Genomic DNA, 19,452 nt, shown 5'->3' on the forward strand with positions numbered 1-19,452 from the left:
CGGTCACATCGAGAACAGGTGCGACTGGGTCGTCGTCTCGTTGTCGAATTCCGCCTGGCGCGCAGCGGCGGCGGACGTCGTCGACTGGTCCTGATCGGCCTTTTTCGCGTCGGCCGCCTTGAGCGCGGCGAGCTTGGCCTCCAGCGCCGCGATCTGCTGCTGCAGCCTGGCGGCATCGACCTGGTCCTGGGCGGCCTTGGCCTGATCTTCCAGGGCCTGGATCTGCTTTTCGAGGTCGGCCTCCTGGGCCTCGCTGTCGGACGAGGTGGACGAAGAGTATTGCACCGCTTGGACGGAGCTGGAGATCGCGCTGACCATGGGAATTCCTTTGAGGAGGGCCGACTCCATCAATAGCCGATCATGGTGAATCGGCGGTTACCGCGGTCGGTCCTGCCTCGATGATCAGAATTGCGACCGAACCTTTCGAACGGCTTCGGCCACGGCCAGCTCGCGGTTCTCGTCGACCGCGTTCTTGTCCTCGCGATGCCACGCGGCCGACAGGCAGCCATAGGCGATCGCATGGTCGAGGATAGCGCGCGGCGACTGTCCGAGCGTTTTGCCAAACACTTCGGCCATATGCGCGATCCGTTGTGGACCAAGGCAGAGATCGTCGCGGTCGAGCGGATCGTAGAACATGTTCGCCGCGTCGAAGCCGGGATCGCCAAGCACGCCCTTGGGGTCGATCGCTAGCCAGCCGCGCGGCCCGAACAAGATGTTGTCGTGGTGGAGGTCGCCATGCAGCGGGCGGACTGCGTGCGGATCGGCAAGCAGCCGCTCGGCGATCGGCGCCGCGTCGACGTAAAGGGTCTCCCGGTTGGCATCGCGGTCGGCCCTTGCCGCCTTGAACAGGCTTGCGAACCTTTCCCGCAGCGGCTGCAGGTCCGATGGAGGCGCGTACTCCGAAGGCGAGAAAAGCCTGGTCATGACCTCGGCGGCAATCGCCGTCGCGGCAGCGTCGCCATGCTCCGCAAGATGTTCGGAAGGCAGCCTGTCGCCGGCATATTCGAGCAGCATGCAATTGCCGTCACGGCCGAGCAGCCGCACCGCGCCTTCGCCGCGCCGCCAGGCGAGGTAATGCTCGCCGCGCAACTCGTCCGCGACGTCGTCGAAGGGTTTCAGATCCTTGACGATGGCAACCGAGCCATCGTCCCGCACGACCTTCCAGATCCGGCTGGAAAAGGTCTCGGCAATGAGTTCGGGAGCGCTGACCTTCCAGCGCCCAGGGAACGCCTGCATGACCGCTCAGTGCTTGATGCCGAGCATCAGGTCGAGATTCTGCACCGCGGCACCCGACGCGCCCTTGCCGAGATTGTCGTAGACGGCCATCAGCAGCGCCTGCGCCCGCTCGTCATTGGCGAAGACGTAGACCTTCATCCGGTTGGTGCCGTTATAGGCCTCCGGATCGATTTCCGGCATGCGCTCCATATGCGTGTAGGGCGCGACCTCGACCACGCCGCCGTCGATCGACGCATAGTGATCGGCGATCGCCGCGTGAAGCTCCGCGCCTGTCGGCACGAGGTCGAGACCCCCGAGCTGAAGCGGCACCACCGTGATCATGCCTTGCGCAAAATTGCCCACCGCCGGCTGCATGATCGGATCGTGCGACAGCTTCGCATAGGTGCGGAGCTCCGGCACATGTTTGTGCTGCAGCGTCAGCCCGTAAGGCAGGAACTCGGGCGCGTCCTCGCCCTTGCCGACATAGTCCTCGATCATTGGCCGGCCGCCGCCGGAATACCCGGAGATGCCGTTGACGGTGATCGGGAAGTCGGCAGGCAGAAGGCCGGCTGCAACCAGCGGCCGCAGCGTCGCGATCGGCCCTTGCGGCCAGCAGCCCGGATTGGCGATGCGTTTCGCGCTGCCGATCTTCTTCGCCTGGTCCTTGTCCATTTCCGCGAAGCCATATTCCCAGCCCTCGGCCACGCGGTGCGCGGTCGAGGCATCGATCACCTTCGTGGTGTCGTTCGTAATCAGCGACACGCTTTCCTTGGCCGCCGCATCCGGCAGGCAAAGGATCGCGACGTCGGCCGCGCTGAGGAATTCGGCGCGGGCGGCGGCCTCCTTGCGGCGTTCCGTCGGGATGGAGATGATCTCCAGGTCGCCGCGGTCGGCCAGCAGTGCCCTGATCTGCAGGCCCGTCGTGCCGTGTTCGCCGTCAATGAAGATTTTCGGTTTCATCGCTTGCCAAATTCCTTGCGATTCCAATGTTATATGCCGTTGGCGTGATTTACTGCTACATGATTGCCGTTGCTCAGTTCGTCGAGCCGCGCCTTTCGCTCCGCCAACAGGCCGAGATAGTGCATGGCGATGATCGATCCGGCGATCGCCGTTATATCGGCATGATCATAGGCCGGTGCAACCTCGACGACGTCGGCGCCGACGATGTCGATCTGGCCGAGCTGGCGCAGCGTCGACAGCATCTTGGCCGAGGAGGGGCCACCTGCCACCGGCGTTCCGGTGCCCGGCGCGAAGGCCGGGTCGAGGCAGTCGATGTCGAAGGTGAGATAGGTCTTCTTGCCGCCGGTGCGCTCGACGATCGCATAGGCGATGTCGGAGGCGCGCATTTCCTCGACCTCGTGGCCATAGAGGATTTTTATGCCGAACGTGTCCGGTGCATGAGTGCGGATGCCGATCTGGATCGAGCGATCGGGGTCGATGATGCCTTCATTCACCGCGCGGGCGACGAAGGAGCCGTGGTCAATGCGCTTGCCGTCATCCGGCCAGGTGTCCTGATGCGCGTCGAACTGCACGAGCGCCAGCGGCCCGTGGATCGCGGCGTGCGCCTTGAGCAGCGGCCAGGTGACGAAATGGTCGCCGCCGAGCGTCAAAAGGAACGCGCCTGATTTCAGGATCTTGGCCGCCTCGCGCTCGATCGTGCCAGGGGTCTTCTGGTGATTGCCGCTGTCGAGCAGGCAATCGCCATAGTCGACCACCGAGAGGTGCTCGAACAGGTCGCGCGAGAACGGATACTGCGGATCGTTGTCGAGAATCGCCGAGGCACGGCGGATCGCCTGCGGCCCGAAGCGCGCGCCCGGCCGGTTGGTGACCGCGGCGTCGAAGGGAATGCCCCACACGACAGCGTCCGCGCCCTTCACGTCCTTCGTGTATTTGCGCCGCATGAACGACAGCGCGCCGGCATAGGTCGGCTCGAACGACGCGCCCGTCTTGGAACGGGCGGTGAAGGCATGGTCGATCTCGTTGTTCGCCATCAGGAATCCTCGGTTTTCATCGGGGCAGCCACAACTACAGAACCGGCACGCAACATGCCAGTCACAGCTTGCGGAAACGAAGCGGCGCTCGGCCAGTGCCACGCCAACACAGGATCTGTATCATTATGGCCGAGACGGCTCTGCTCAACCTTGCATCCGCGCCCGCGGCGACCCGTGTCGGCACGGCGGCCGGCGCGCGCTTCCTGGTGCTGGATTCCTGGCGCGGCATCTGCGCGCTGCTGGTGGCGCTGTTCCACTTCCCGACGACCTCGATGGTATCGCAGAGCGGTTTTGTCGGCGGCTCCTATCTGTTCGTCGATTTCTTCTTCGTGCTCTCCGGCTTCGTCATCGCCAGCGCCTATGGCGGCCGGCTCGCCGGTCAGGGCGACCTTGCACGGTTCGCGCTCGTCCGTTTCGGCCGCATCTATCCGCTGCATCTCCTGATGCTTGCCGCTTTCGCCGGCTTCGAGGCACTGCGGCTCGTGCTGCCGGCGCTGCATGGAACGGGACCCGCGCCCTTCACCGGAGGCTTCGACCTGAAAAGCCTCGTCGCCAACCTCTTCCTTTTGCAGGGCATGGGGGTCGAGGATCATCTGAGCTGGAACGCGCCGAGCTGGAGCATTTCTGCCGAGTTCTTCACCTATCTGCTGTTTGCCGCCGTCGTCTTCACCGCCGGGCAGCGCGCATGGATATGGTTCGTTGCCGCCGCGGTGACGGCGCCCCTTTTCCTGCTTGCGGTCTCGACGCGTCATATGGACGTGTCCTTCGATTTCGGCTTCATCCGCTGCCTTTACGGCTTCTCGCTCGGTGCGTTGCTTGCCTGGTTTCAGCACGATTCCATTGCAGAGGCGCGACAGGCCTTGAGCGGCGGGGCAGGGCGTCTCGCCTGGACGCTGGCCGAGTTGGCGATGATCGCTGGGATCGCGCTGTTCGTCTCCATTGCCGGCGCCAACGACCTTGGTATTGCGGCGCCGGTCGTCTTCGCGCTGGCGCTTTATCTCTTTGCCCATGAGGGCGGATGGGGCAGCGCCCTGCTGCGCAGCCGGCCCATGCTGCTGCTCGGCTCGCTCTCCTATTCGATCTACATGGTCCACATCTTCGTCCAGGCGCGCATGATCAATGCCGCCGGCCTGATCGAGCGCAAGCTCGGGCTCGGCATCGCCGGCGACCTGATGCTGCGCGGCGACCATGCGACCGGCTTCGGCACTGGCTCGCCTTGGATCGGCTTCGCGGCTTTGATCGCCATGCTGATCGCCGTCATCGTCGCGTCCTGGTTCACCTGGCGCTTCGTCGAGATGCCCGCGCTCGCCTGGTTCCGCCGCCTTTCCAAGCGGATTTGACCCAAGCAATTCCAGGAAAAATGTGAAGCGGTCAGGTTCGGCGACTTCGCCGTAGCCTTTCCGTCCGGAATTGCGCCAAACAAGGAAACAACTAGCCGGCTTCGTTCACCGGCCTGTCATGGGCATCGCCTAACCGGGTTCCGACCCGGAACGGAGCGATTCCCCGATGCGAACACTCTGGCTGAGCCTTCTTCTGTCCATCGCGCTTGCCGCAATCTCCGGCGAAGGTTTAGCCGGCGAGACGCGCGCCGCGCAAATCCTCGACCGCTTCGAGCATGCCAACCAGTGGCGCGATCATGTGATGATCGCCGCGCATCGCGCCGGCAGCATGCAGGCCGGCAAGACGCTCTACGCCGAGAATTCGCTGGCCGCGGTCGAGGGCTCGATCGCGATCGGGGCCGAGATCGTCGAGGTCGACGTCCGACGCGCGAGAGACGGCGAGTTCGTCATCATGCATGACAGCTGGCTCGACCGCACGACCACGTGCAAGGGCGAGGTGGTGAAATACACGCTTGCCGAGTTGAAGAAATGCCGGCTGGTGATCGAGGGCACGGGCGCCGTCACCAATGAGCCGGTGTCGACGCTGCGCGAGATGCTGCTCACGACCAGGGACAGGATCCTCATCAACCTCGACAACAAGCTGGAGGTGACCGACCTGCCGGGCATGATCGCCGAGGCGCGCGATCTCGGCATGGCCGATCAGGTGATCGTCAAGGAGAACCTCTGGAATCGGCAGCGCATTGACACCGCGAGCGCAGCGCTTGCCAAGGCCGGCGGCGGCTTCCAGTTCATGCCGATCCTCGCCGACGACGCTGTCCACGATGCAGCTTTCGCCGGCGAGGTCGACAAGGCGTTCGCGCCGCATGCCATCGAGCTGATCAACTGGCGCAACGGTGCCGAGACGCTGACTTCGACCGGCGGTCCGCTGTTCGGCAACCATATGCGGGCGGAAGCGGCCCGCGGCGACTGGCATCTCTGGGCCGATACCTACGCCATCGTCAACAAACCGGGCGGCTTCCTTGCCGGCGGGCGCGGCGACGAACTCGCCGTCGCCGCCAGCCTGCCGCGCGAAGCCTGGGGGTTTTGGGTCGACCGCGGCGCCACCATCATCCAGACCGACGAGCCGAAAGCGGCGATCGGGTGGCTGACGGTGAACGGTTATCGGGTGCCTTATCCGACGGAGAGCAAGCAGGCTGAGCCGGCGCATACGGCGAGTATTAATTAGAGCGCGCTGGCGCTTCACCCCACCCGGCGGTTCGCGCCGACCTCCCCATCGAGGGGAGGTAGAGCGTCGTGCGAACTCCTCTTCGCTACGCCTGCGAAGTCGATGAGATTAAGCGGATCTTCGAACGTATGGCTCGGCGCCCTACCTCCCCTTGATGGGGAGGTCGCGCCGCAGGCGCGGGCGGGGTGATAGCGCCGACCTCACGCCGCTTTCGCCACGCCCTCCAACGCCCGCAGCACATCCGCCGACAGCTCCAGCTCCGCCGCAGCAAGATTCTCCCGCAGATGCCCGACCGACGATGTGCCCGGGATCAGCAGGATGTTGGGCGACCGCTGCAGCAGCCACGCCAGCGCCACCTGCATCGGCGTCGCGCCAAGCCGTTCTGCGACCCCCGACAGCGCCGACGATTGCAGCGGGCTGAATCCGCCGAGCGGGAAGAACGGCACATAGGCGATGCCGTCGCGCGCCAGTTCATCGATCAGCGCGTCGTCGTCCCGGTGCGCCAGATTGTACTGGTTCTGCACACAGACGATGTCGCAGATCCTGCGGCCTTCCGCGATCTGCGCGCGGGTAACGTTGCTCAAGCCGATATGGCGCACCAAGCCCTTGCGCTGAAGTTCGGCAAGAGCAGCCAGGGGCGCCTCGATCGAGCCTTCCGCCGGGCCATGGGTGTCGAACATGATGCGCAGATTGACCACTTCGATCGCGTCGAGCCCGAGATTGCTGAGATTATCGTGCACGGCCTGCGTCAGTTCCTCGGGCGAGTAGGCCGGCAGCCACGAGGCATCGCTTCCGCGGCGGGCTCCGATCTTGGTGACGATGGTGAGGTCGTCAGGATAGGGCGCCAATGCCTCGCGGATCAGCTTGTTGGTGACGTACGGACCGTAATAATCGCTGGTGTCGATATGGTTCACGCCTTGCGCCACCGCTTCGCGCAGCACGGCGATGGCCGCGTCATGGTCCTTCGGCGGACCGAACACACCTTTGCCCGCAAGCTGCATGGCGCCATAGCCGATGCGATGAACGGAGCGGTCGCCGAGTTTGTAAGTGCCGGATTTGTCTACGCTGGACATCGTGGTTCTCCTTCGCTGTCGGCGAGGGAGATAGGACATGGCCGCTGTGCCGATAACCGGGTATAACCAGCACGACCTGTGCGGAATTAAGAACAATGGCGGCTGATCTCAACGATCTCCAGGCATTTATGGCAGTGGCACGCGCCGGCGGCTTTCGCGAAGCGGCCCGCGTGACGGCGGGCAGCGCGTCCGTGCTCAGTGAAGCCATCCGCCGTCTGGAAACCCAACTTGGTGTGCGGCTCTTCAATCGTACAACGCGCAGTGTCGCCCTGACCGAGGCGGGCGCCAGCCTGCTAGCCCGGCTTGCCCCGGCGCTGGGCGAGGTCGAAGCGGCGCTTGATGTCGTGAACGGCTTTCGCGACCGGCCCGCCGGCACCTTGCGCCTCAACGTCCCGATCAGCGCGTCTCGGCTGGTGCTGCCAAGAATCGTTCCGGGATTTCTCGCGGCCTATCCGGCCATCCGGCTGGAGGTGATCGCGGAGGAAAACTTTGTGGATCTGCTGGCGGCCAGCTGCGATGCCGGCATCCGCTATGACGAGCGGCTGGAGCAGGACATGATCGCGGTGCCGATCGGGCCACGCGTCCAGCGCTTCACCACCTCCGCCTCTCCGGCCTATCTCGATCGGCACGGCCGGCCGCAACACCCGCGTGACCTGCTTGGGCATGCGTGCGTGCGCGGTCGCTTTCCGAGCGGGGTCATGACGCTTTGGGAATTCGAGCGCGACGGCGAGGTGGTGCGGGTCGATACCACGGGGCCATTGGTCATCAGCATCGGTGGTGGCGTCGATCTCGCCATCGATGCGGCGATCGCCGGCGTCGGCATTCTCTGGCTCTTCGAGGACTGGGTGCGCCCGCATTTCGAGAGCGGCGCGCTGGAACCCGTGCTGGAGCCGTGGTGGCAGGAATTCTCCGGGCCGTTTCTGTACTATCCCGGACGCCGGCTGGTGCCGGCGCCGCTGCGCGCCTTCATCGACTACATCAAGACGCCAGCCGGACATTGGTGACGGAAAACAAAGAAAGGCCGCCCGAAGGCGGCCTTTCGGAAAGCTGGAACCCGTAACGCTTAGCGCTTCGAGAACTTGGCCCCAAGCGCTCTTTAGCGCTAGGAAAACTTGGCCCCAAGCGCCTCTTAGCGCTTGGAAAACTGGAAGCTGCGGCGAGCCTTCGCCTTGCCGTACTTCTTGCGCTCGACCACGCGGCTGTCGCGGGTCAGGAAGCCACCCTTCTTGAGCACCGTGCGCAGGCCCGGCTCATAGTAGGTCAGCGCCTTGGAGATGCCGTGACGCACAGCACCCGCCTGGCCGGAGAGGCCGCCGCCGATGACGGTGGCGACGATGTCGTACTGGCCGGCGCGGTTGGCCGCGACGATCGGCTGGTTGAGGATCATCTGCAGCACCGGACGCGCGAAATAGCTCGCGAATTCCTTGTCGTTGACGGTGATCTTGCCGGAGCCCGGCTTCACCCAGACGCGCGCGATGGCGTTCTTGCGCTTGCCGGTGGCATAGGCGCGGCCCGACTTGTCGAGCTTCTGGACATGCACGGGCGCGGCCGGCTGCGCGGCGACGGTGCCGAGTTCTGCGAGCGAGGAAAGCTCAGCCATTACGAAGCCCTCTTGTTCTTGGAGTTCAGCTTGGCCACGTCGAGCGTGACGGGCTGCTGGGCGGTGTGCGGATGCTCGGCGCCTGCATAGACGCGGAGATTCTTCATCTGGCGACGGCCGAGCGGGCCGCGCGGGATCATGCGCTCGACGGCCTTTTCGACGACGCGCTCGGGGAAACGGCCCTCGAGCAGTTGGCGCGCGGTGCGCTCCTTGATGCCGCCGGGATGGCCGGTATGCCAGTAGTAGACCTTGTCGGTGTACTTCTTGCCGGTGAACACCACCTTGTCTGCATTGATGACGACGACGTTGTCGCCATCATCGACATGCGGGGTGAAGGTGGGCTTGTGCTTGCCGCGCAGATGGTTGGCGATGACAGTGGCCAGACGACCGACGACGAGACCTTCGGCGTCGATCAGCACCCACTTCTTCACCACATCCGCAGGCTTCTGCGAAAAGGTAGCCATGGTTTTGCTCTCAGGTTGACCTTTCCCGTCCACGAGGGACAAGAGAAGGCGTTTCTTGTTGCTTGGATTGACGGGAGAGCCGGAGCCGCCCCCGTCAATAACAAAACGGCGGCCGTTACGGGCCGCTGCTTCGGGTCGACTTATAGGCGAGGGCGGCTGATGCGTCAAGGCAATCGAAAACGAGTTGCGCGGATAAAGTAAAGCAAAAACAATAGCTTGGTATAGTGGTATTATTTTACCACATCGTTTTCCCGCTTCCTCGGGATTGAATAGGTGCCGGTGGCGTGCGCGACGGTGTGACCGTCCGGGCCTGCGACGATGTCGATGTCGAACACCATCAGGCTCTTGCCGAGCTTCAGGATGCGGCAATGGCCGTCGATCGGACCGGCCTCGGCCTTGCGCATGAAGTTGATGTCGAGGTTGACCGTCACCGAAAGCGCGTCAGGCCCGGCGTGGCTGAGCACGCAGACGTAACCGCCGATGTCGGCCAGCGTAAACAGCGACGGACCCGAGACCGTGCCGCCGGGGCGCAGATGCCGCTCGTCGGCGTTCAGCCGCACCGTGCAGCCGCCCGGAAACACATCGATCGCCTCATAGGAGGTGAAATTGTCGTTGAGCTGCGGATAGACGCTTGCCATCAGCGCATTGACTTCCGCCGCGTTGAGCATTGGCTTCAGATTGCTTTGGGCTGGCATCGGCGCGTCCTATATGATGAGCAGTTCCGGGCAGTGCGCCTGGACCAAACGGTGCGACGGAGAAAACACGTCTCGCGGCTGTTCTTCAACCGGCAGCGTGCTAGTTCTGTTGCTCCATGAGCACGAGGTTTTGAAAGTGGCCGAAGTCGTCGCCATCAAGCCCGCCGTCACCGACGGCCCTGTTCTTGTCAGCCAGGACAAGGGCATCTTGCGCCTCACACTCGCCAACCCGCCGGCCAATGCGTTGTCGCTGGCGGCGATGGCGGCGCTGCAGGCTGAGTTCGATCGCGTCAAGGCCGACAGATCCGTGCGCGTCATCATCCTGGCGGCATCCGGCAAGGTGTTCTGTGCCGGTCACGACCTCAAGGAAATGACGGCGCACCGCGCCGAGCCGGATCGGGGCAAGGCGTTCTTCGAAAAGACCTTCGCGGCTTGCGCAACCTTGATGCAGACGATCGTGCGCCACCCAAGACCGGTGATCGCCGAGGTCGACGGTCTCGCCACAGCCGCCGGCCTTCAGTTGGTCGCCAGCTGCGACCTTGCCATCGCTTCGCACGAGGCGAGTTTCTGCACGCCTGGCGTCAACATCGGCCTGTTCTGCTCGACCCCCATGGTGGCGCTATCGCGCAACGTCTCGCGCAAGCAGGCGATGGAGATGCTGCTCACCGGCGAAACGATCGACGCGGCGACCGCCAAGGAGTTCGGCCTGATCAACCGCATCGTGCCGCGCGAATATCTGAATCAGGTTGTCAACAAATACGCGCAAACCATTGCTTCCAAATCGTCCTTGGTGGTCAGGACCGGCAAGGAAGCCTTCTACGCCCAGGCCGAAATGGGGCTCGCCGACGCCTATGCCTATACCGGCCGGGTGATGGTCGAAAACATGCTGGCGCGTGACGCCGAGGAAGGCATCGGCGCCTTCATCGGTAAGCGCAAGCCCGAATGGACCGACGAGTAGCCGGCTTGAATGGAGCCGCGCCATCCCATCGCTGAAGGTTCGACGTGGCTGCCCGCAAGCAACTGACGCGGCTGAAAGCGCCCTATCTCAAGCGCATCCTGCTTGAGCCGTCGCGCGTCTCAGACTGGGAGCAATACCCCTGGAACTTGCCGATCTTCCGGGATCGCGAATTCGAGTTCGAATTCACGAGCGCTATCACCGTCATCGTCGGCGAGAACGGCACCGGCAAATCGACGCTGCTTGAAGCCATCGGCGCGCTGGCCGGCTATGACGAGGCGGGCGGCGGAAAAGGTTACATGCCGGTCGACCATTCGCGTGCTGTCGACAAAAGCGGTGCTGCACTCGGCGCCACGCTCCGCGCCCACTGGCTTCCCAAGGTCACTGCTGGCTGGTTCTTTCGCGCCGAATCCTTCTACTCCGTATCGCGTTATCTCGACCGAGCCGCACTGGATGTTGGGGCGGCGCCGCCCGATTTCCTGTCATGGTCGCATGGCGAGGGCTTTATCCGCTTCTTCGAGGAGCGTTGCCGCAGACAGGGCATCTATATCCTCGACGAGCCGGAAAGCGCGCTGTCGCCGACGCGCCAGATCGAACTGCTGAAACTGCTTCGACGCATGGAGCGGTCCGGCACCGCGCAGGTGATCATGGCCACGCACTCGCCGCTGCTGATGGCTTGCCCGAACGCGCGGCTTTTTCGCATCAGCCGCTTCGGCCTCGACCGCATCGATTTTCAGGACACCGATCATTTTCGCATGATGCGCGATTTCTGCAGCGATCCTGGAACCTTTTTGGAGGAGGCGCTGCGGGATGACGATGAGTTGCAGTGAGCAAATGGCACAGGACGATCTCAACTGGCGGATGGAGCAGGCGTGTCGCGAGGCATGGCCTTCGGCGCTCGAGATCGTTGCCAATGGCTGGCTGTTACGGCGCTCGGGCGGCCGTATCCGGCGCAGCAATTCCGCCAATCCCTTGCGCGGCACACGCGGCGCGCCGGGGAAGGTAATCGATGCCGCTGAAGCGTTCTATGCCGGCCACGGCCAGACGCCGTTGTTTCGCATCCCCGACATCGCCGCCGAACTGGAGCCCGAGCTTGACCGTCGCGGTTACGGCAGGGAAGGCGGCACGATCCATCTTCATGCCGATATCGACGCGCTCGCGGGAGGCGGCTACGACGACGTCACGGTTTCCCCGGCGCCAAGCGAGCGCTGGTTCGAGGCACGCTTTCGCACGGGCGGTTATGACGGCGCGGAACGGCGGGTTTTTCGCGAGATGACGCGTTTGATTGCGGGCGACAAGGCATTCGTATCGTCCGCGCGCGACGATGAAGTCGTCGCCTTTGCCTTTGGCGTCATCCGCAACGGGCTGCTTGTCGTCGAGGCGGTTGAAACCGACGCCAGATTCAGGCAGCAGGGGTTCGGACGCAGGACGGTTGGCCGGCTGATCGGCTGGGCGAAGCGAGCGGGGGCCAAGGCGGGCTGCCTGCAGGTGGTTGTCGACAATACGCCCGCCCGCGCACTCTATGCTTCTCTCGGCTTCAGCCGGGAACTCTATCGTTACCATTACCGCAGGAAGACCGTCGCAGCATGAACCACGATACCTACGACAACAGCTACATCGCCGGCATCCTGAATTCGGTGAAGACGATCGCCATGGTCGGCGCCTCGCCCAACGATGTGCGGCCAAGCTACTTCGTGCTGAAATATCTTTTGGCCAAAGGCTTTTCGGTAGTGCCGATCAATCCCGGTCACGCCGGTAAGCAGATTCTCGGACAGACGGTCTATGGCAGCTTGGCCGATCTGCCGCATCCGGTCGACATGGTGGATGTTTTTCGGGCTTCGGCGGCAGTGCCGGGCATTGTCGACCAGGTGCTGAAGCTCGACCCGTTGCCCAAGGTCGTCTGGATGCAGCTTGGCGTGCGCAACGACGATGCGGCGGCGCGCGCCGAAGCTGCCGGCATCAAGGTGGTGATGAACCGCTGTCCGAAGATCGAATACGGCAAGCTGTCGGGCGAGATCGGCTGGACCGGCGTCAATTCCGGCGTGCTGTCGTCGAAGAAACCCTTGATGCGCCAGGGGTTCCAGAGCTTGGGCGTAAGGCAGAAATAGGCGCGCGGTAATTCGCGCAAAATTATTCCGGGAAGAATTTGGATTTTTTCCTGGCGTTCGTCGCAGATCGCACGCCGAAAGGTATTTTCTTCTTTGCATTCACGAGCGCGCTTCGGCATGAATGCCCGGCGATTTTCGAAAGGTTAGGAGAGGGAGGTTTCGATGACCCGTACGCCTGGTTTCAACACTTTAGCCATTCATGCCGGCGCCAAGCCCGATCCGGCGACCGGCGCCCGCGCCACGCCGATCTATCAGACCACCTCTTTCGTCTTCGACGATGCCGACCATGCCGCCTCGCTGTTCGGGCTGAAGGCCTTCGGCAACATCTACACCCGCATCATGAATCCGACGCAGGCGGTTCTCGAGGAACGCGTCGCGGCGCTGGAAGGCGGCACGGCGGCGCTCGCCGTCGCTTCGGGCCACGCCGCGCAGGTCATCGTCTTCCACAATCTGATGCAGCCGGGCGACAACTTCATCGCCGCCAACAAGCTTTATGGCGGCTCGATCAACCAGTTCGGCCATGCCTTCAAGAACTTCGGCTGGGAAGTTCGCTGGGCAGAAGCAAACGATCCTGCGACCTTCGAGAGCCAGATCGACGACAAGACCAAGGCGATCTTCATCGAGAGCCTAGCCAATCCCGGCGGCGTCTTCGTCGACATCGAGAAGATCGGCGACATCGCCCGCAAGCACGGCCTGCCGCTGATCGTCGACAACACGCTGGCCTCGCCCTATCTGGTCCGGCCGATCGAGCACGGCGCCGACATCGTCGTGCACTCGCTGACCAAATTCATCGGCGGCCACGGCAATTCGATTGGCGGCGTCATCGTCGACGGCGGCACCTTCGACTGGTCGAAGTCCGGCAAATACCCGATGCTGTCGGAGCCGCGCCCTGAATATGGCGGCCTCGTCCTGCACGAGACCTTTGGCAACTTCGCCTTCGCGATTGCCGCCCGCGTGCTCGGCCTGCGCGACATCGGTCCGGCGATCTCGCCCTTCAACGCTTTCCTGATCCTGACCGGCCTGGAAACGCTGCCGCTCAGGATGCAGCGTCATTGCGACAATGCCGCGAGCGTTGCCGGCTGGCTGTCGGACCATCCCAAGGTTGCCTGGGTGAACTATCCCGGCCTTCCAGGTGACAAGAACAACGCGCTGCAGAAGAAATATTCGCCGCAGGGCGCAGGCGCGGTGTTCACCTTCGGCCTCAAGGGCGGCTACGAGGCCGGCATCAAATTCGTCGAGGCGCTCGAACTGTTCTCGCACCTCGCCAATGTCGGCGACACCAAATCGCTGGTCATCCATCCGGCCTCGACCACGCACCGCCAGCTTTCCGACGAGCAGAAGGTCAAGGCCGGCGCCGGACCTGACACCGTCCGCCTTTCGGTCGGCATCGAGGACGTCAACGATATCGTCGCCGATCTCGAGCAAGCGCTCGGCAAGGTCTGATATGTCGGCCTTTCTTGCGGTCAACACCGATACCGTCGAACCGGAGGCCGGCGCACCGCCGCCGGACAGGGTGATTTCGGGTGATCCCAAATTCCGCACCTGGAATGTCGAGGAGGGCGACGCCGGCCTCTATGCCGGCTTCTGGGAAGCGACGCCGGGCAAATGGCGCATCGTCTATGACGAATGGGAGTTTTGCCACATCCTGTCCGGCGTCTCGGTGATCGCCGAGGATGGCGGCGAGGCGCGCACCGTGCGGGCCGGCGACAGTTTCGTGCTGCGGCCAGGATTCAAGGGCACATGGGAAGTGCTGGAAACGACGCGCAAGGAATATGTGATCAAGCTTTGAACGATGTGCCGGGATCTTCCTTTGTCGAAAGTGTCGACATGAGAGACATATTTATCTTCGCTGTGATGGCTGTTCTTGATGTCTGGCTTATCAAATTTTTCGTTTCCGTTGGCTACCCGGCGATAAAATCAGGAATCTATCCTGCCCGGGGCAGAGTTTATCTCAGAGATATGCACCCGATAAGGTTTTGGTTTGGGGTAATGTTCTTTCCAGCTCTTGCCTTCTTTTTTGGCGCTCTTATGCTGCTGCAAGTACACGTCTTGATCAGAGGCTGAAATATCGTGATGTCGGAGTGATCGACACGCCTTATCCGCTTGCCAGCAGTGTACAGGTGGCCCCTCGGGATCGACCGCGCCTTGGTATCAGTATTCGACAACAAGCCTTTCCAGCCCGTGGAAGTGATAAGTATCGCGAAAGCGCGGTTCGTCGGCGAGTTGCAACTTCGGCAGCCGATCGAACAGCGTCTTCAGCGACACCTGCAACTCCAGCCTGGCCAGCGGCGCGCCGATGCAGAAATGGATGCCGGCGCCGAAGGAGACATTCTTCTGGTGCGAGCGGGCCGGATTGAAGGTGTCGGGCTCGGCAAACGCCAACGGGTCGTGATTGGCCATGCCGAGCAGCAGCGCCACCACCTCGCCGGGCTTGACCAGAATGCCCGGCGACACTTCGATCTCCTCATAGGCATAGCGCAGGAACATGTGCAGCGGCGCATCGAAGCGCAGGCATTCCTCGACGGTCGCGACATTCGCCTCGGGTGTCGCAAAGAAGCGGCGCGGATCGCCGCCTTGCGCAAGGATCGAGCGCACCGCATTGCCGGTCTGGTGCACGGTCGCTTCGTGGCCTGCGTTGAGAAGCAGGATGACCGAGGACACCAGCTCGTCTTCCGAGAGTTTCTGGCCGTTGTCCTGGGCCTCGATAAGCAGCGACAGCAGATCGTCGCCGGGCTTCTTGCGGCGCTCGGCCACGTAGCCGCGCAGAAAGTCGGAAAAATCGCGCGCGGCGCGGTTGGCCGTGTCCTCGACCTCGCGCGTGCGGCCATGCATGTACATGGCGACCATTTGATGCGACCAGTCGAGCAGTCGCGGCCCCATCTCGGTCGGAACGCCGAGCATTTCGGCGATGATGGTGATCGGCAGGGGCGAGGCGTAGGCGGGCAGAAGGTCGACGCCGTTTGGCTCAAAGCGGTCGATCAACTCGTTGGCCAGCACCTCGATGCGCGGCCGCAGCCGCTCGACCTGGCGTGAGACGAAGGCGCGGTTGACCAGCGTGCGAAGCCGCGTATGCACCGGCGGCTCCAGTTCCAGCATGGAATTGGCCTCGATGGCGTCGAAGGCCGCGAGATGCGAACGGTCGTCGCCGACGCCGCGGCTGTCGGGAATCCCCGCCGGGTTCTGGCGGCCGAAACGGCGGTCGCGCAACAGCCGGTTGACGTCGTCGAAGCCGCCAAAGCACCAGAAGCCGTAGTCTTCCCAGAAGAAGGCGTTGGCAGTGCCGTGCAGGAAGGCGTAGGCCTCGTAAGGATTCTGCACGAAGGCTGGCTCGTGCGGGTCGAGACGCAGGCGGCGGCTGGCGGGGTCGAAGGCAAGGTAGGCTGGCATCATGGTTGACTATTAGCGCGCCTTGTCAGTCCGATGCCAGACCGTATCTAGGCGCCCGTGAAGCCGAAGCGTTGAGCCAGCCGGGCTTGGAAGGATGTTCGATGAATGTGATCGTCGTCGGTTGCGCGCCGAAATGATCTGATTTGATGGCCGGCTAATTGATGAGGTGAGTTGTCAGTGGCCCGTCTTCAGAATGCTCGCGACCTTAGCGGCGATCGCCGCGTCGAGCGCCGGCCAATTCGCGAGCAGCTCGCGCGGAAAGCGATAGGTGAGGCTGAGATCGTCGCCGACCTGGATGTCGCGCTCGCAGGGCGCCAGCGATTCCTCCGCGCTCGGACCGCTGAGGCAACGGGCGACGAACGGATCCTTGCCCGGACGTTCGGCGACGGCCAGAACCTCGTTGAGACAGCCTGATTTTTCCGTGAAGGCGTAAACCGTCGTGCCGCCCGGACCGGGCGTGCCCGGCTTTTCGACCAGGGCGCTGTAGATCGGCGCGAACCGGCCGCTCATGTCGCGCGACATCATCCGCGGCTCGAACGACAGGAAGATGATCTTCCTGGTCGTCGCGTGGTTGAAGTCGTCGCGCGCGGCCGTGCTGTAGCCGTCCATTTCGGGATAGCGCAGGTAGAGGTCGAGCCGCGAGGCGATGCCGTCGCGCCTGGCCTGGTCGAAGCGGATGAAGTTTGCCGGCACGCTGATCAGATTGTTGCCCATGACGATCTGGCGCACCGTCATGTCATCCGTATAGCCGGCCATGGCGATCGACCGGCCGAGCCATTTGCCGCCGACGCTGATGGCCACCGAAAGCAGCGCCAGCGCCGCGAAAACGTAGAAGACCCGCCTCATCAAGGTCGAGTCGACGACCTGGAACTCCGCGCTCTCGGCAGCCGTTGCGTCTCTCATTTGCTCTTTCCCGATCCGCCCACCTGTCCTTCGGCGGCACAGCCTGCGCGGCATGGCTTTTGCAGCGCGTTGGCACGACTGTGCGTTTTCATGGTAAACGGTTGGTAAACATGGATCCCGTTGTGCTTGTTCTTTACGCTTTTGCTGTTGGTCTAACGGCCTGCGGACTGTCCGGATCGGCCATGGAACTGCTGTCAGGCCGGCGCCTGGCCTTTGCCGAGCCTTATGTTTCGCCTGTCCATATCCTGCGTTCGCTGGCGGCAACGGCTTGCGCCGGACCGTTCATGCTCACCAACGAGGCTTTGGCCGCCCGGCGTGAGGGCCGCATAGGCACGATGGCGCTGTTGTCCTGCGGCTGCACGGCCATCGTCTGGGCGCTGGCGCTCGGCGTCGTGCTCATCGCCATTGCATCCTGGGCGACCGCCAACCTAGGGTCTTTCGAATTCGCTGGTTGAGACGAATCGGAGACGAAAAATGCCGGTCTATGCGATCGATGGGAAAGCGCCTGAGTTCGAGGACGCCGATACGAACTGGATCGCGCCCGACGCGACGCTGATCGGCAATATCCGGATCGGCCGCAACGCCGGCTTCTGGTTCGGCACCGTCATCCGCGGCGATGGCGAACTCATTGCGATCGGCGCCGACACCAATGTGCAGGAACATACGATCATGCACACCGATCCGGGCTTTCCGCTGACCATCGGCGAAGGCTGCACGATCGGCCACAGGGCGCTGCTGCATGGCTGCACGATCGGCCACAACAGCCTGATCGGCATGGGCGCCATCGTGCTGAACGGCGCCAGGATCGGCAACAACTCGCTGGTCGGCGCCGGCGCCCTGGTGACCGAAAACAAGGTTTTTCCTGACAATTCGCTGATCGTCGGCTCGCCCGCCAAGGTGATCAGGACACTGGACGAGGCGGCGATCGAACGGCTGCGCGTCTCGGCGGCCCACTATGTCGCCAATGCCAAACGCTTCAAGGCTAAGCTCAAGACGGTGTGACGGCGGCGGCCCGCTTCGCGCGTGGTCATCCGCGGCGATTGTTCATCGCTTCACGCAGCAGAAAGGCGCCGGCCTCGAAGCCGGCCTGCTCGGCGCCTTCCAGTGCCGTCTCATAGTCGTCGATGCGAGTCCGCAGCGACGGGTCCGCGCCTGAAAGGAGCAACAGACGGATCGCGTCGGCGTCACGTCGGGACACCGCATAGTGCAGGGGCGTCCAGTCGTTCACGCCGCGCATATCCGGGTCGGCGCCGTGTCCAAGCAGGATGTGGACGACATCCAGCCTGTCCGGCCGTTCCGTCGACAACGCCGCAATGATCGAAGGAAAGCCGGCGGGATCTTCATAGTTCGCGTTCGACCCGGCATCGAGCAAGGCGGTGATGAACGCGGCCGGGCTCCAGTAGATCGCATATTCCAGCGGATGACCAAGGCCGAGCTCGAACGGCATCCTCTCGTCGAACCAGCGCGGCGCTTCACCAAGCGCTTTGCCAAGGGTCTCGAAATCACCTGCTTTAAAGGCGTCGTCGATCGCCCGGAACAGCTTGGCGCGCTCGCATCGGTCTTCAGGGATCTCTAACATGATCGCGTTACCCGGATTTGCCTTTTCCTTTCTTCTCGGCAGGTTTGACCCGAATCCGCATGGACCCGCCTTTGGGATTTTCGATGTCGAAGGCGGCCGTTTTCCTTACCAGATCGCTCAGTTTGCTGAAGCCGTAGGTACGCGGGTCGAAATCGGAAAAGAGATTTGAGAGCTGCTTGCCAAAGGTGCCCAGGAGCACCCAGCCATCCTCACTTTCCATCTGGCCGATGACCTTCTTCAGAATGGGCGTAGCTGCCGTCGGCGCCTGAAGCGGCTTCGTCGCAGGAGCAGTATCTTGAGCGTTCTCCGCGCCATGGAGAAGGTTTTCGGTATAGACGAAACGGCGACACGCCTGCCGGAAGCTCTCTGGGGTCTTTTGCTCCCCAAATCCGAACACGTCGACGCCTTGCTCGCGTATCCGCGAGGCAAGGCGAGTGAAGTCGCTGTCGGAAGAAACCAGACAGAAACCGTCGAACCGGCCGCTGTGCAGCAAATCCATCGCGTCGATCACCAGTGTGATATCGGAAGCGTTCTTGCCCGTGATGTAAGCGAATTGTTGCTGCGGAATGATCGCGTGCTTCGACAGAACCTCTGCCCATCTCTTCGACCGGGCGTTCGAGAAATCACCATAGATGCGGCGAACGCTTGCCTCGCCGATCTTCGCGATTTCCTCGAACAGTCCGTCGGCAATCTTCGCGGAGGCGTTGTCGGCGTCGATAAGAACCGCAAGGCGAGGTGATCGGGGTTCGTTCGGCATACAGAACATCCCTCGGTTGGCGCGCAGACAAACAGGAGAAGAGTTTCGCGCTGTCTTCTGTTGTAGCAGAAGGCCCCCCAAACAGAAATTCAGGCCATCGGAAGCGTATCGTCGGAAACAGCGGAGCCGGCCCCGGGGACAGGGGCCGGCTCCTAAAACC

Annotated in this window: 23 protein-coding genes; 11 read left to right on the forward strand and 12 right to left on the reverse strand. The window is 63.1% G+C overall.

The window, feature by feature from the left end:
- Positions 1-3: 3 nt before the first annotated feature.
- The 4 genes from FJ414_RS04075 to speB form a co-directional block, all read right to left on the reverse strand.
- Complete coding sequence (locus FJ414_RS04075) at positions 4-318, reverse strand: hypothetical protein (RefSeq protein ID WP_140641509.1); 315 nt, start codon at positions 316-318, stop codon at positions 4-6.
- An 84-nt stretch (positions 319-402) separates the two neighbouring features.
- On the reverse strand, positions 403-1,236 hold the full coding sequence (locus FJ414_RS04080) for an aminoglycoside phosphotransferase family protein (protein ID WP_140641511.1): 834 nt from the start codon (positions 1,234-1,236) through the stop codon (positions 403-405).
- Between the two features lie 6 nt (positions 1,237-1,242).
- Positions 1,243-2,175, reverse strand: a complete 933-nt coding sequence (argC, locus tag FJ414_RS04085) for an N-acetyl-gamma-glutamyl-phosphate reductase (RefSeq protein ID WP_140641513.1) — start codon at positions 2,173-2,175, stop codon at positions 1,243-1,245.
- A 29-nt stretch (positions 2,176-2,204) separates the two neighbouring features.
- Positions 2,205-3,206, reverse strand: coding sequence for an agmatinase (gene speB / locus FJ414_RS04090; protein WP_140641515.1), 1,002 nt, complete (start codon positions 3,204-3,206; stop codon positions 2,205-2,207).
- Positions 3,207-3,331: 125 nt separating this feature from the next.
- Between speB and FJ414_RS04095 the strand changes: the two genes are divergently transcribed.
- Positions 3,332-4,546 (forward strand): acyltransferase, encoded by a 1,215-nt coding sequence (locus FJ414_RS04095; RefSeq protein WP_140641517.1) that lies wholly within the window; start codon positions 3,332-3,334, stop codon positions 4,544-4,546.
- Positions 4,547-4,712: 166 nt separating this feature from the next.
- Positions 4,713-5,771: a glycerophosphodiester phosphodiesterase family protein gene (locus FJ414_RS04100; RefSeq protein WP_140641519.1), complete on the forward strand. Its 1,059-nt coding sequence runs from the start codon at positions 4,713-4,715 to the stop codon at positions 5,769-5,771.
- A gap of 200 nt (positions 5,772-5,971) precedes the next feature.
- Here FJ414_RS04100 and FJ414_RS04105 read toward each other — a convergent pair whose 3' ends face one another.
- A complete protein-coding gene (locus FJ414_RS04105; protein WP_140641521.1) occupies positions 5,972-6,844 on the reverse strand; it encodes an aldo/keto reductase family oxidoreductase in 873 nt (290 codons plus the stop codon).
- A gap of 95 nt (positions 6,845-6,939) precedes the next feature.
- Between FJ414_RS04105 and FJ414_RS04110 the strand changes: the two genes are divergently transcribed.
- A complete protein-coding gene (locus FJ414_RS04110) occupies positions 6,940-7,848 on the forward strand; it encodes a LysR family transcriptional regulator (protein ID WP_140641523.1) in 909 nt (302 codons plus the stop codon).
- A 125-nt stretch (positions 7,849-7,973) separates the two neighbouring features.
- On the opposite strand, the gene rpsI is transcribed toward FJ414_RS04110, so the two are convergent.
- From rpsI to FJ414_RS04125, 3 genes are all read right to left on the reverse strand, one after another.
- The gene (gene rpsI / locus FJ414_RS04115; RefSeq protein ID WP_140641525.1) at positions 7,974-8,444 is read right to left on the reverse strand and encodes a 30S ribosomal protein S9; all 471 of its coding nucleotides are present in this window, start codon (positions 8,442-8,444) and stop codon (positions 7,974-7,976) included.
- Entirely contained in the window at positions 8,444-8,908 is a 465-nt protein-coding gene (rplM, locus tag FJ414_RS04120; RefSeq protein ID WP_140641527.1) for a 50S ribosomal protein L13, read from the reverse strand. Before rplM ends, rpsI begins: the two co-directional genes overlap by 1 nt.
- 230 nt (positions 8,909-9,138) lie before the next feature.
- Positions 9,139-9,603 (reverse strand): PaaI family thioesterase, encoded by a 465-nt coding sequence (locus FJ414_RS04125; RefSeq protein WP_140641529.1) that lies wholly within the window; start codon positions 9,601-9,603, stop codon positions 9,139-9,141.
- 136 nt (positions 9,604-9,739) lie between these two features.
- Between FJ414_RS04125 and FJ414_RS04130 the strand changes: the two genes are divergently transcribed.
- From FJ414_RS04130 to FJ414_RS04155, 6 genes are all read left to right on the forward strand, one after another.
- Positions 9,740-10,561, forward strand: a complete 822-nt coding sequence (locus tag FJ414_RS04130; RefSeq protein WP_140641531.1) for an enoyl-CoA hydratase — start codon at positions 9,740-9,742, stop codon at positions 10,559-10,561.
- A 44-nt stretch (positions 10,562-10,605) separates the two neighbouring features.
- Positions 10,606-11,388 carry an AAA family ATPase gene (locus tag FJ414_RS04135; RefSeq protein WP_140641533.1) on the forward strand — a complete coding sequence of 261 codons (783 nt, stop codon included), beginning with the start codon at positions 10,606-10,608 and terminating at the stop codon, positions 11,386-11,388.
- Positions 11,369-12,148: a GNAT family N-acetyltransferase gene (locus FJ414_RS04140; RefSeq protein WP_246672293.1), complete on the forward strand. Its 780-nt coding sequence runs from the start codon at positions 11,369-11,371 to the stop codon at positions 12,146-12,148. Before FJ414_RS04135 ends, FJ414_RS04140 begins: the two co-directional genes overlap by 20 nt.
- The gene (locus FJ414_RS04145) at positions 12,145-12,666 is read left to right on the forward strand and encodes a CoA-binding protein (RefSeq protein ID WP_140641535.1); all 522 of its coding nucleotides are present in this window, start codon (positions 12,145-12,147) and stop codon (positions 12,664-12,666) included. The genes FJ414_RS04140 and FJ414_RS04145 overlap by 4 nt, the downstream gene beginning before the upstream one ends.
- 162 nt (positions 12,667-12,828) lie before the next feature.
- Positions 12,829-14,109, forward strand: a complete 1,281-nt coding sequence (locus FJ414_RS04150) for an O-acetylhomoserine aminocarboxypropyltransferase (RefSeq protein WP_140641537.1) — start codon at positions 12,829-12,831, stop codon at positions 14,107-14,109.
- Between the two features lies 1 nt (position 14,110).
- Positions 14,111-14,455: a cupin domain-containing protein gene (locus FJ414_RS04155; protein WP_140641539.1), complete on the forward strand. Its 345-nt coding sequence runs from the start codon at positions 14,111-14,113 to the stop codon at positions 14,453-14,455.
- 362 nt (positions 14,456-14,817) lie between these two features.
- Here the strand turns inward: FJ414_RS04155 and FJ414_RS04160 are convergent, their stop codons facing one another.
- A complete protein-coding gene (locus FJ414_RS04160) occupies positions 14,818-16,056 on the reverse strand; it encodes a cytochrome P450 (RefSeq protein ID WP_140641541.1) in 1,239 nt (412 codons plus the stop codon).
- Positions 16,057-16,227: 171 nt separating this feature from the next.
- The gene (locus FJ414_RS04165; RefSeq protein ID WP_140641543.1) at positions 16,228-16,956 is read right to left on the reverse strand and encodes a hypothetical protein; all 729 of its coding nucleotides are present in this window, start codon (positions 16,954-16,956) and stop codon (positions 16,228-16,230) included.
- 110 nt (positions 16,957-17,066) lie between these two features.
- Between FJ414_RS04165 and FJ414_RS04170 the strand changes: the two genes are divergently transcribed.
- Both FJ414_RS04170 and FJ414_RS04175 read left to right on the forward strand, forming a co-directional pair.
- Entirely contained in the window at positions 17,067-17,411 is a 345-nt protein-coding gene (locus FJ414_RS04170; RefSeq protein ID WP_140641545.1) for a hypothetical protein, read from the forward strand.
- A gap of 19 nt (positions 17,412-17,430) precedes the next feature.
- Positions 17,431-17,958, forward strand: a complete 528-nt coding sequence (locus tag FJ414_RS04175) for a gamma carbonic anhydrase family protein (protein WP_140641547.1) — start codon at positions 17,431-17,433, stop codon at positions 17,956-17,958.
- 25 nt (positions 17,959-17,983) lie between these two features.
- Here the strand turns inward: FJ414_RS04175 and FJ414_RS04180 are convergent, their stop codons facing one another.
- Positions 17,984-18,535, reverse strand: coding sequence for an ankyrin repeat domain-containing protein (locus FJ414_RS04180; RefSeq protein WP_140641549.1), 552 nt, complete (start codon positions 18,533-18,535; stop codon positions 17,984-17,986).
- Positions 18,536-18,542: 7 nt separating this feature from the next.
- On the reverse strand, positions 18,543-19,292 hold the full coding sequence (locus FJ414_RS04185; protein WP_140641551.1) for an NYN domain-containing protein: 750 nt from the start codon (positions 19,290-19,292) through the stop codon (positions 18,543-18,545).
- Positions 19,293-19,452 lie beyond the last annotated feature (160 nt).

The sequence above is a fragment of the Mesorhizobium sp. B3-1-6 genome, from assembly GCF_006439555.1.
Taxonomy (GTDB): Bacteria; Pseudomonadota; Alphaproteobacteria; order Rhizobiales; family Rhizobiaceae; genus Mesorhizobium.

Bases quoted from the DNA above. Each gene is read 5' to 3' on its own strand.
- FJ414_RS04075 (WP_140641509.1), bottom strand. From the start codon at position 318: ATGGTCAGCGCGATCTCCAGCTCCGTCCAAGCGGTGCAATACTCTTCG.
- FJ414_RS04080 (WP_140641511.1), bottom strand. From the start codon at position 1,236: ATGCAGGCGTTCCCTGGGCGCTGGAAGGTCAGCGCTCCCGAACTCATT.
- argC (WP_140641513.1), bottom strand. From the start codon at position 2,175: ATGAAACCGAAAATCTTCATTGACGGCGAACACGGCACGACGGGCCTG.
- speB (WP_140641515.1), bottom strand. From the start codon at position 3,206: ATGGCGAACAACGAGATCGACCATGCCTTCACCGCCCGTTCCAAGACG.
- FJ414_RS04095 (WP_140641517.1), top strand. From the start codon at position 3,332: ATGGCCGAGACGGCTCTGCTCAACCTTGCATCCGCGCCCGCGGCGACC.
- FJ414_RS04100 (WP_140641519.1), top strand. From the start codon at position 4,713: ATGCGAACACTCTGGCTGAGCCTTCTTCTGTCCATCGCGCTTGCCGCA.
- FJ414_RS04105 (WP_140641521.1), bottom strand. From the start codon at position 6,844: ATGTCCAGCGTAGACAAATCCGGCACTTACAAACTCGGCGACCGCTCC.
- FJ414_RS04110 (WP_140641523.1), top strand. From the start codon at position 6,940: ATGGCGGCTGATCTCAACGATCTCCAGGCATTTATGGCAGTGGCACGC.
- rpsI (WP_140641525.1), bottom strand. From the start codon at position 8,444: ATGGCTGAGCTTTCCTCGCTCGCAGAACTCGGCACCGTCGCCGCGCAG.
- rplM (WP_140641527.1), bottom strand. From the start codon at position 8,908: ATGGCTACCTTTTCGCAGAAGCCTGCGGATGTGGTGAAGAAGTGGGTG.
- FJ414_RS04125 (WP_140641529.1), bottom strand. From the start codon at position 9,603: ATGCCAGCCCAAAGCAATCTGAAGCCAATGCTCAACGCGGCGGAAGTC.
- FJ414_RS04140 (WP_246672293.1), top strand. From the start codon at position 11,369: ATGACGATGAGTTGCAGTGAGCAAATGGCACAGGACGATCTCAACTGG.
- FJ414_RS04145 (WP_140641535.1), top strand. From the start codon at position 12,145: ATGAACCACGATACCTACGACAACAGCTACATCGCCGGCATCCTGAAT.
- FJ414_RS04150 (WP_140641537.1), top strand. From the start codon at position 12,829: ATGACCCGTACGCCTGGTTTCAACACTTTAGCCATTCATGCCGGCGCC.
- FJ414_RS04155 (WP_140641539.1), top strand. From the start codon at position 14,111: ATGTCGGCCTTTCTTGCGGTCAACACCGATACCGTCGAACCGGAGGCC.
- FJ414_RS04160 (WP_140641541.1), bottom strand. From the start codon at position 16,056: ATGATGCCAGCCTACCTTGCCTTCGACCCCGCCAGCCGCCGCCTGCGT.
- FJ414_RS04165 (WP_140641543.1), bottom strand. From the start codon at position 16,956: ATGAGAGACGCAACGGCTGCCGAGAGCGCGGAGTTCCAGGTCGTCGAC.
- FJ414_RS04170 (WP_140641545.1), top strand. From the start codon at position 17,067: ATGGATCCCGTTGTGCTTGTTCTTTACGCTTTTGCTGTTGGTCTAACG.
- FJ414_RS04175 (WP_140641547.1), top strand. From the start codon at position 17,431: ATGCCGGTCTATGCGATCGATGGGAAAGCGCCTGAGTTCGAGGACGCC.
- FJ414_RS04180 (WP_140641549.1), bottom strand. From the start codon at position 18,535: ATGTTAGAGATCCCTGAAGACCGATGCGAGCGCGCCAAGCTGTTCCGG.
- FJ414_RS04185 (WP_140641551.1), bottom strand. From the start codon at position 19,292: ATGCCGAACGAACCCCGATCACCTCGCCTTGCGGTTCTTATCGACGCC.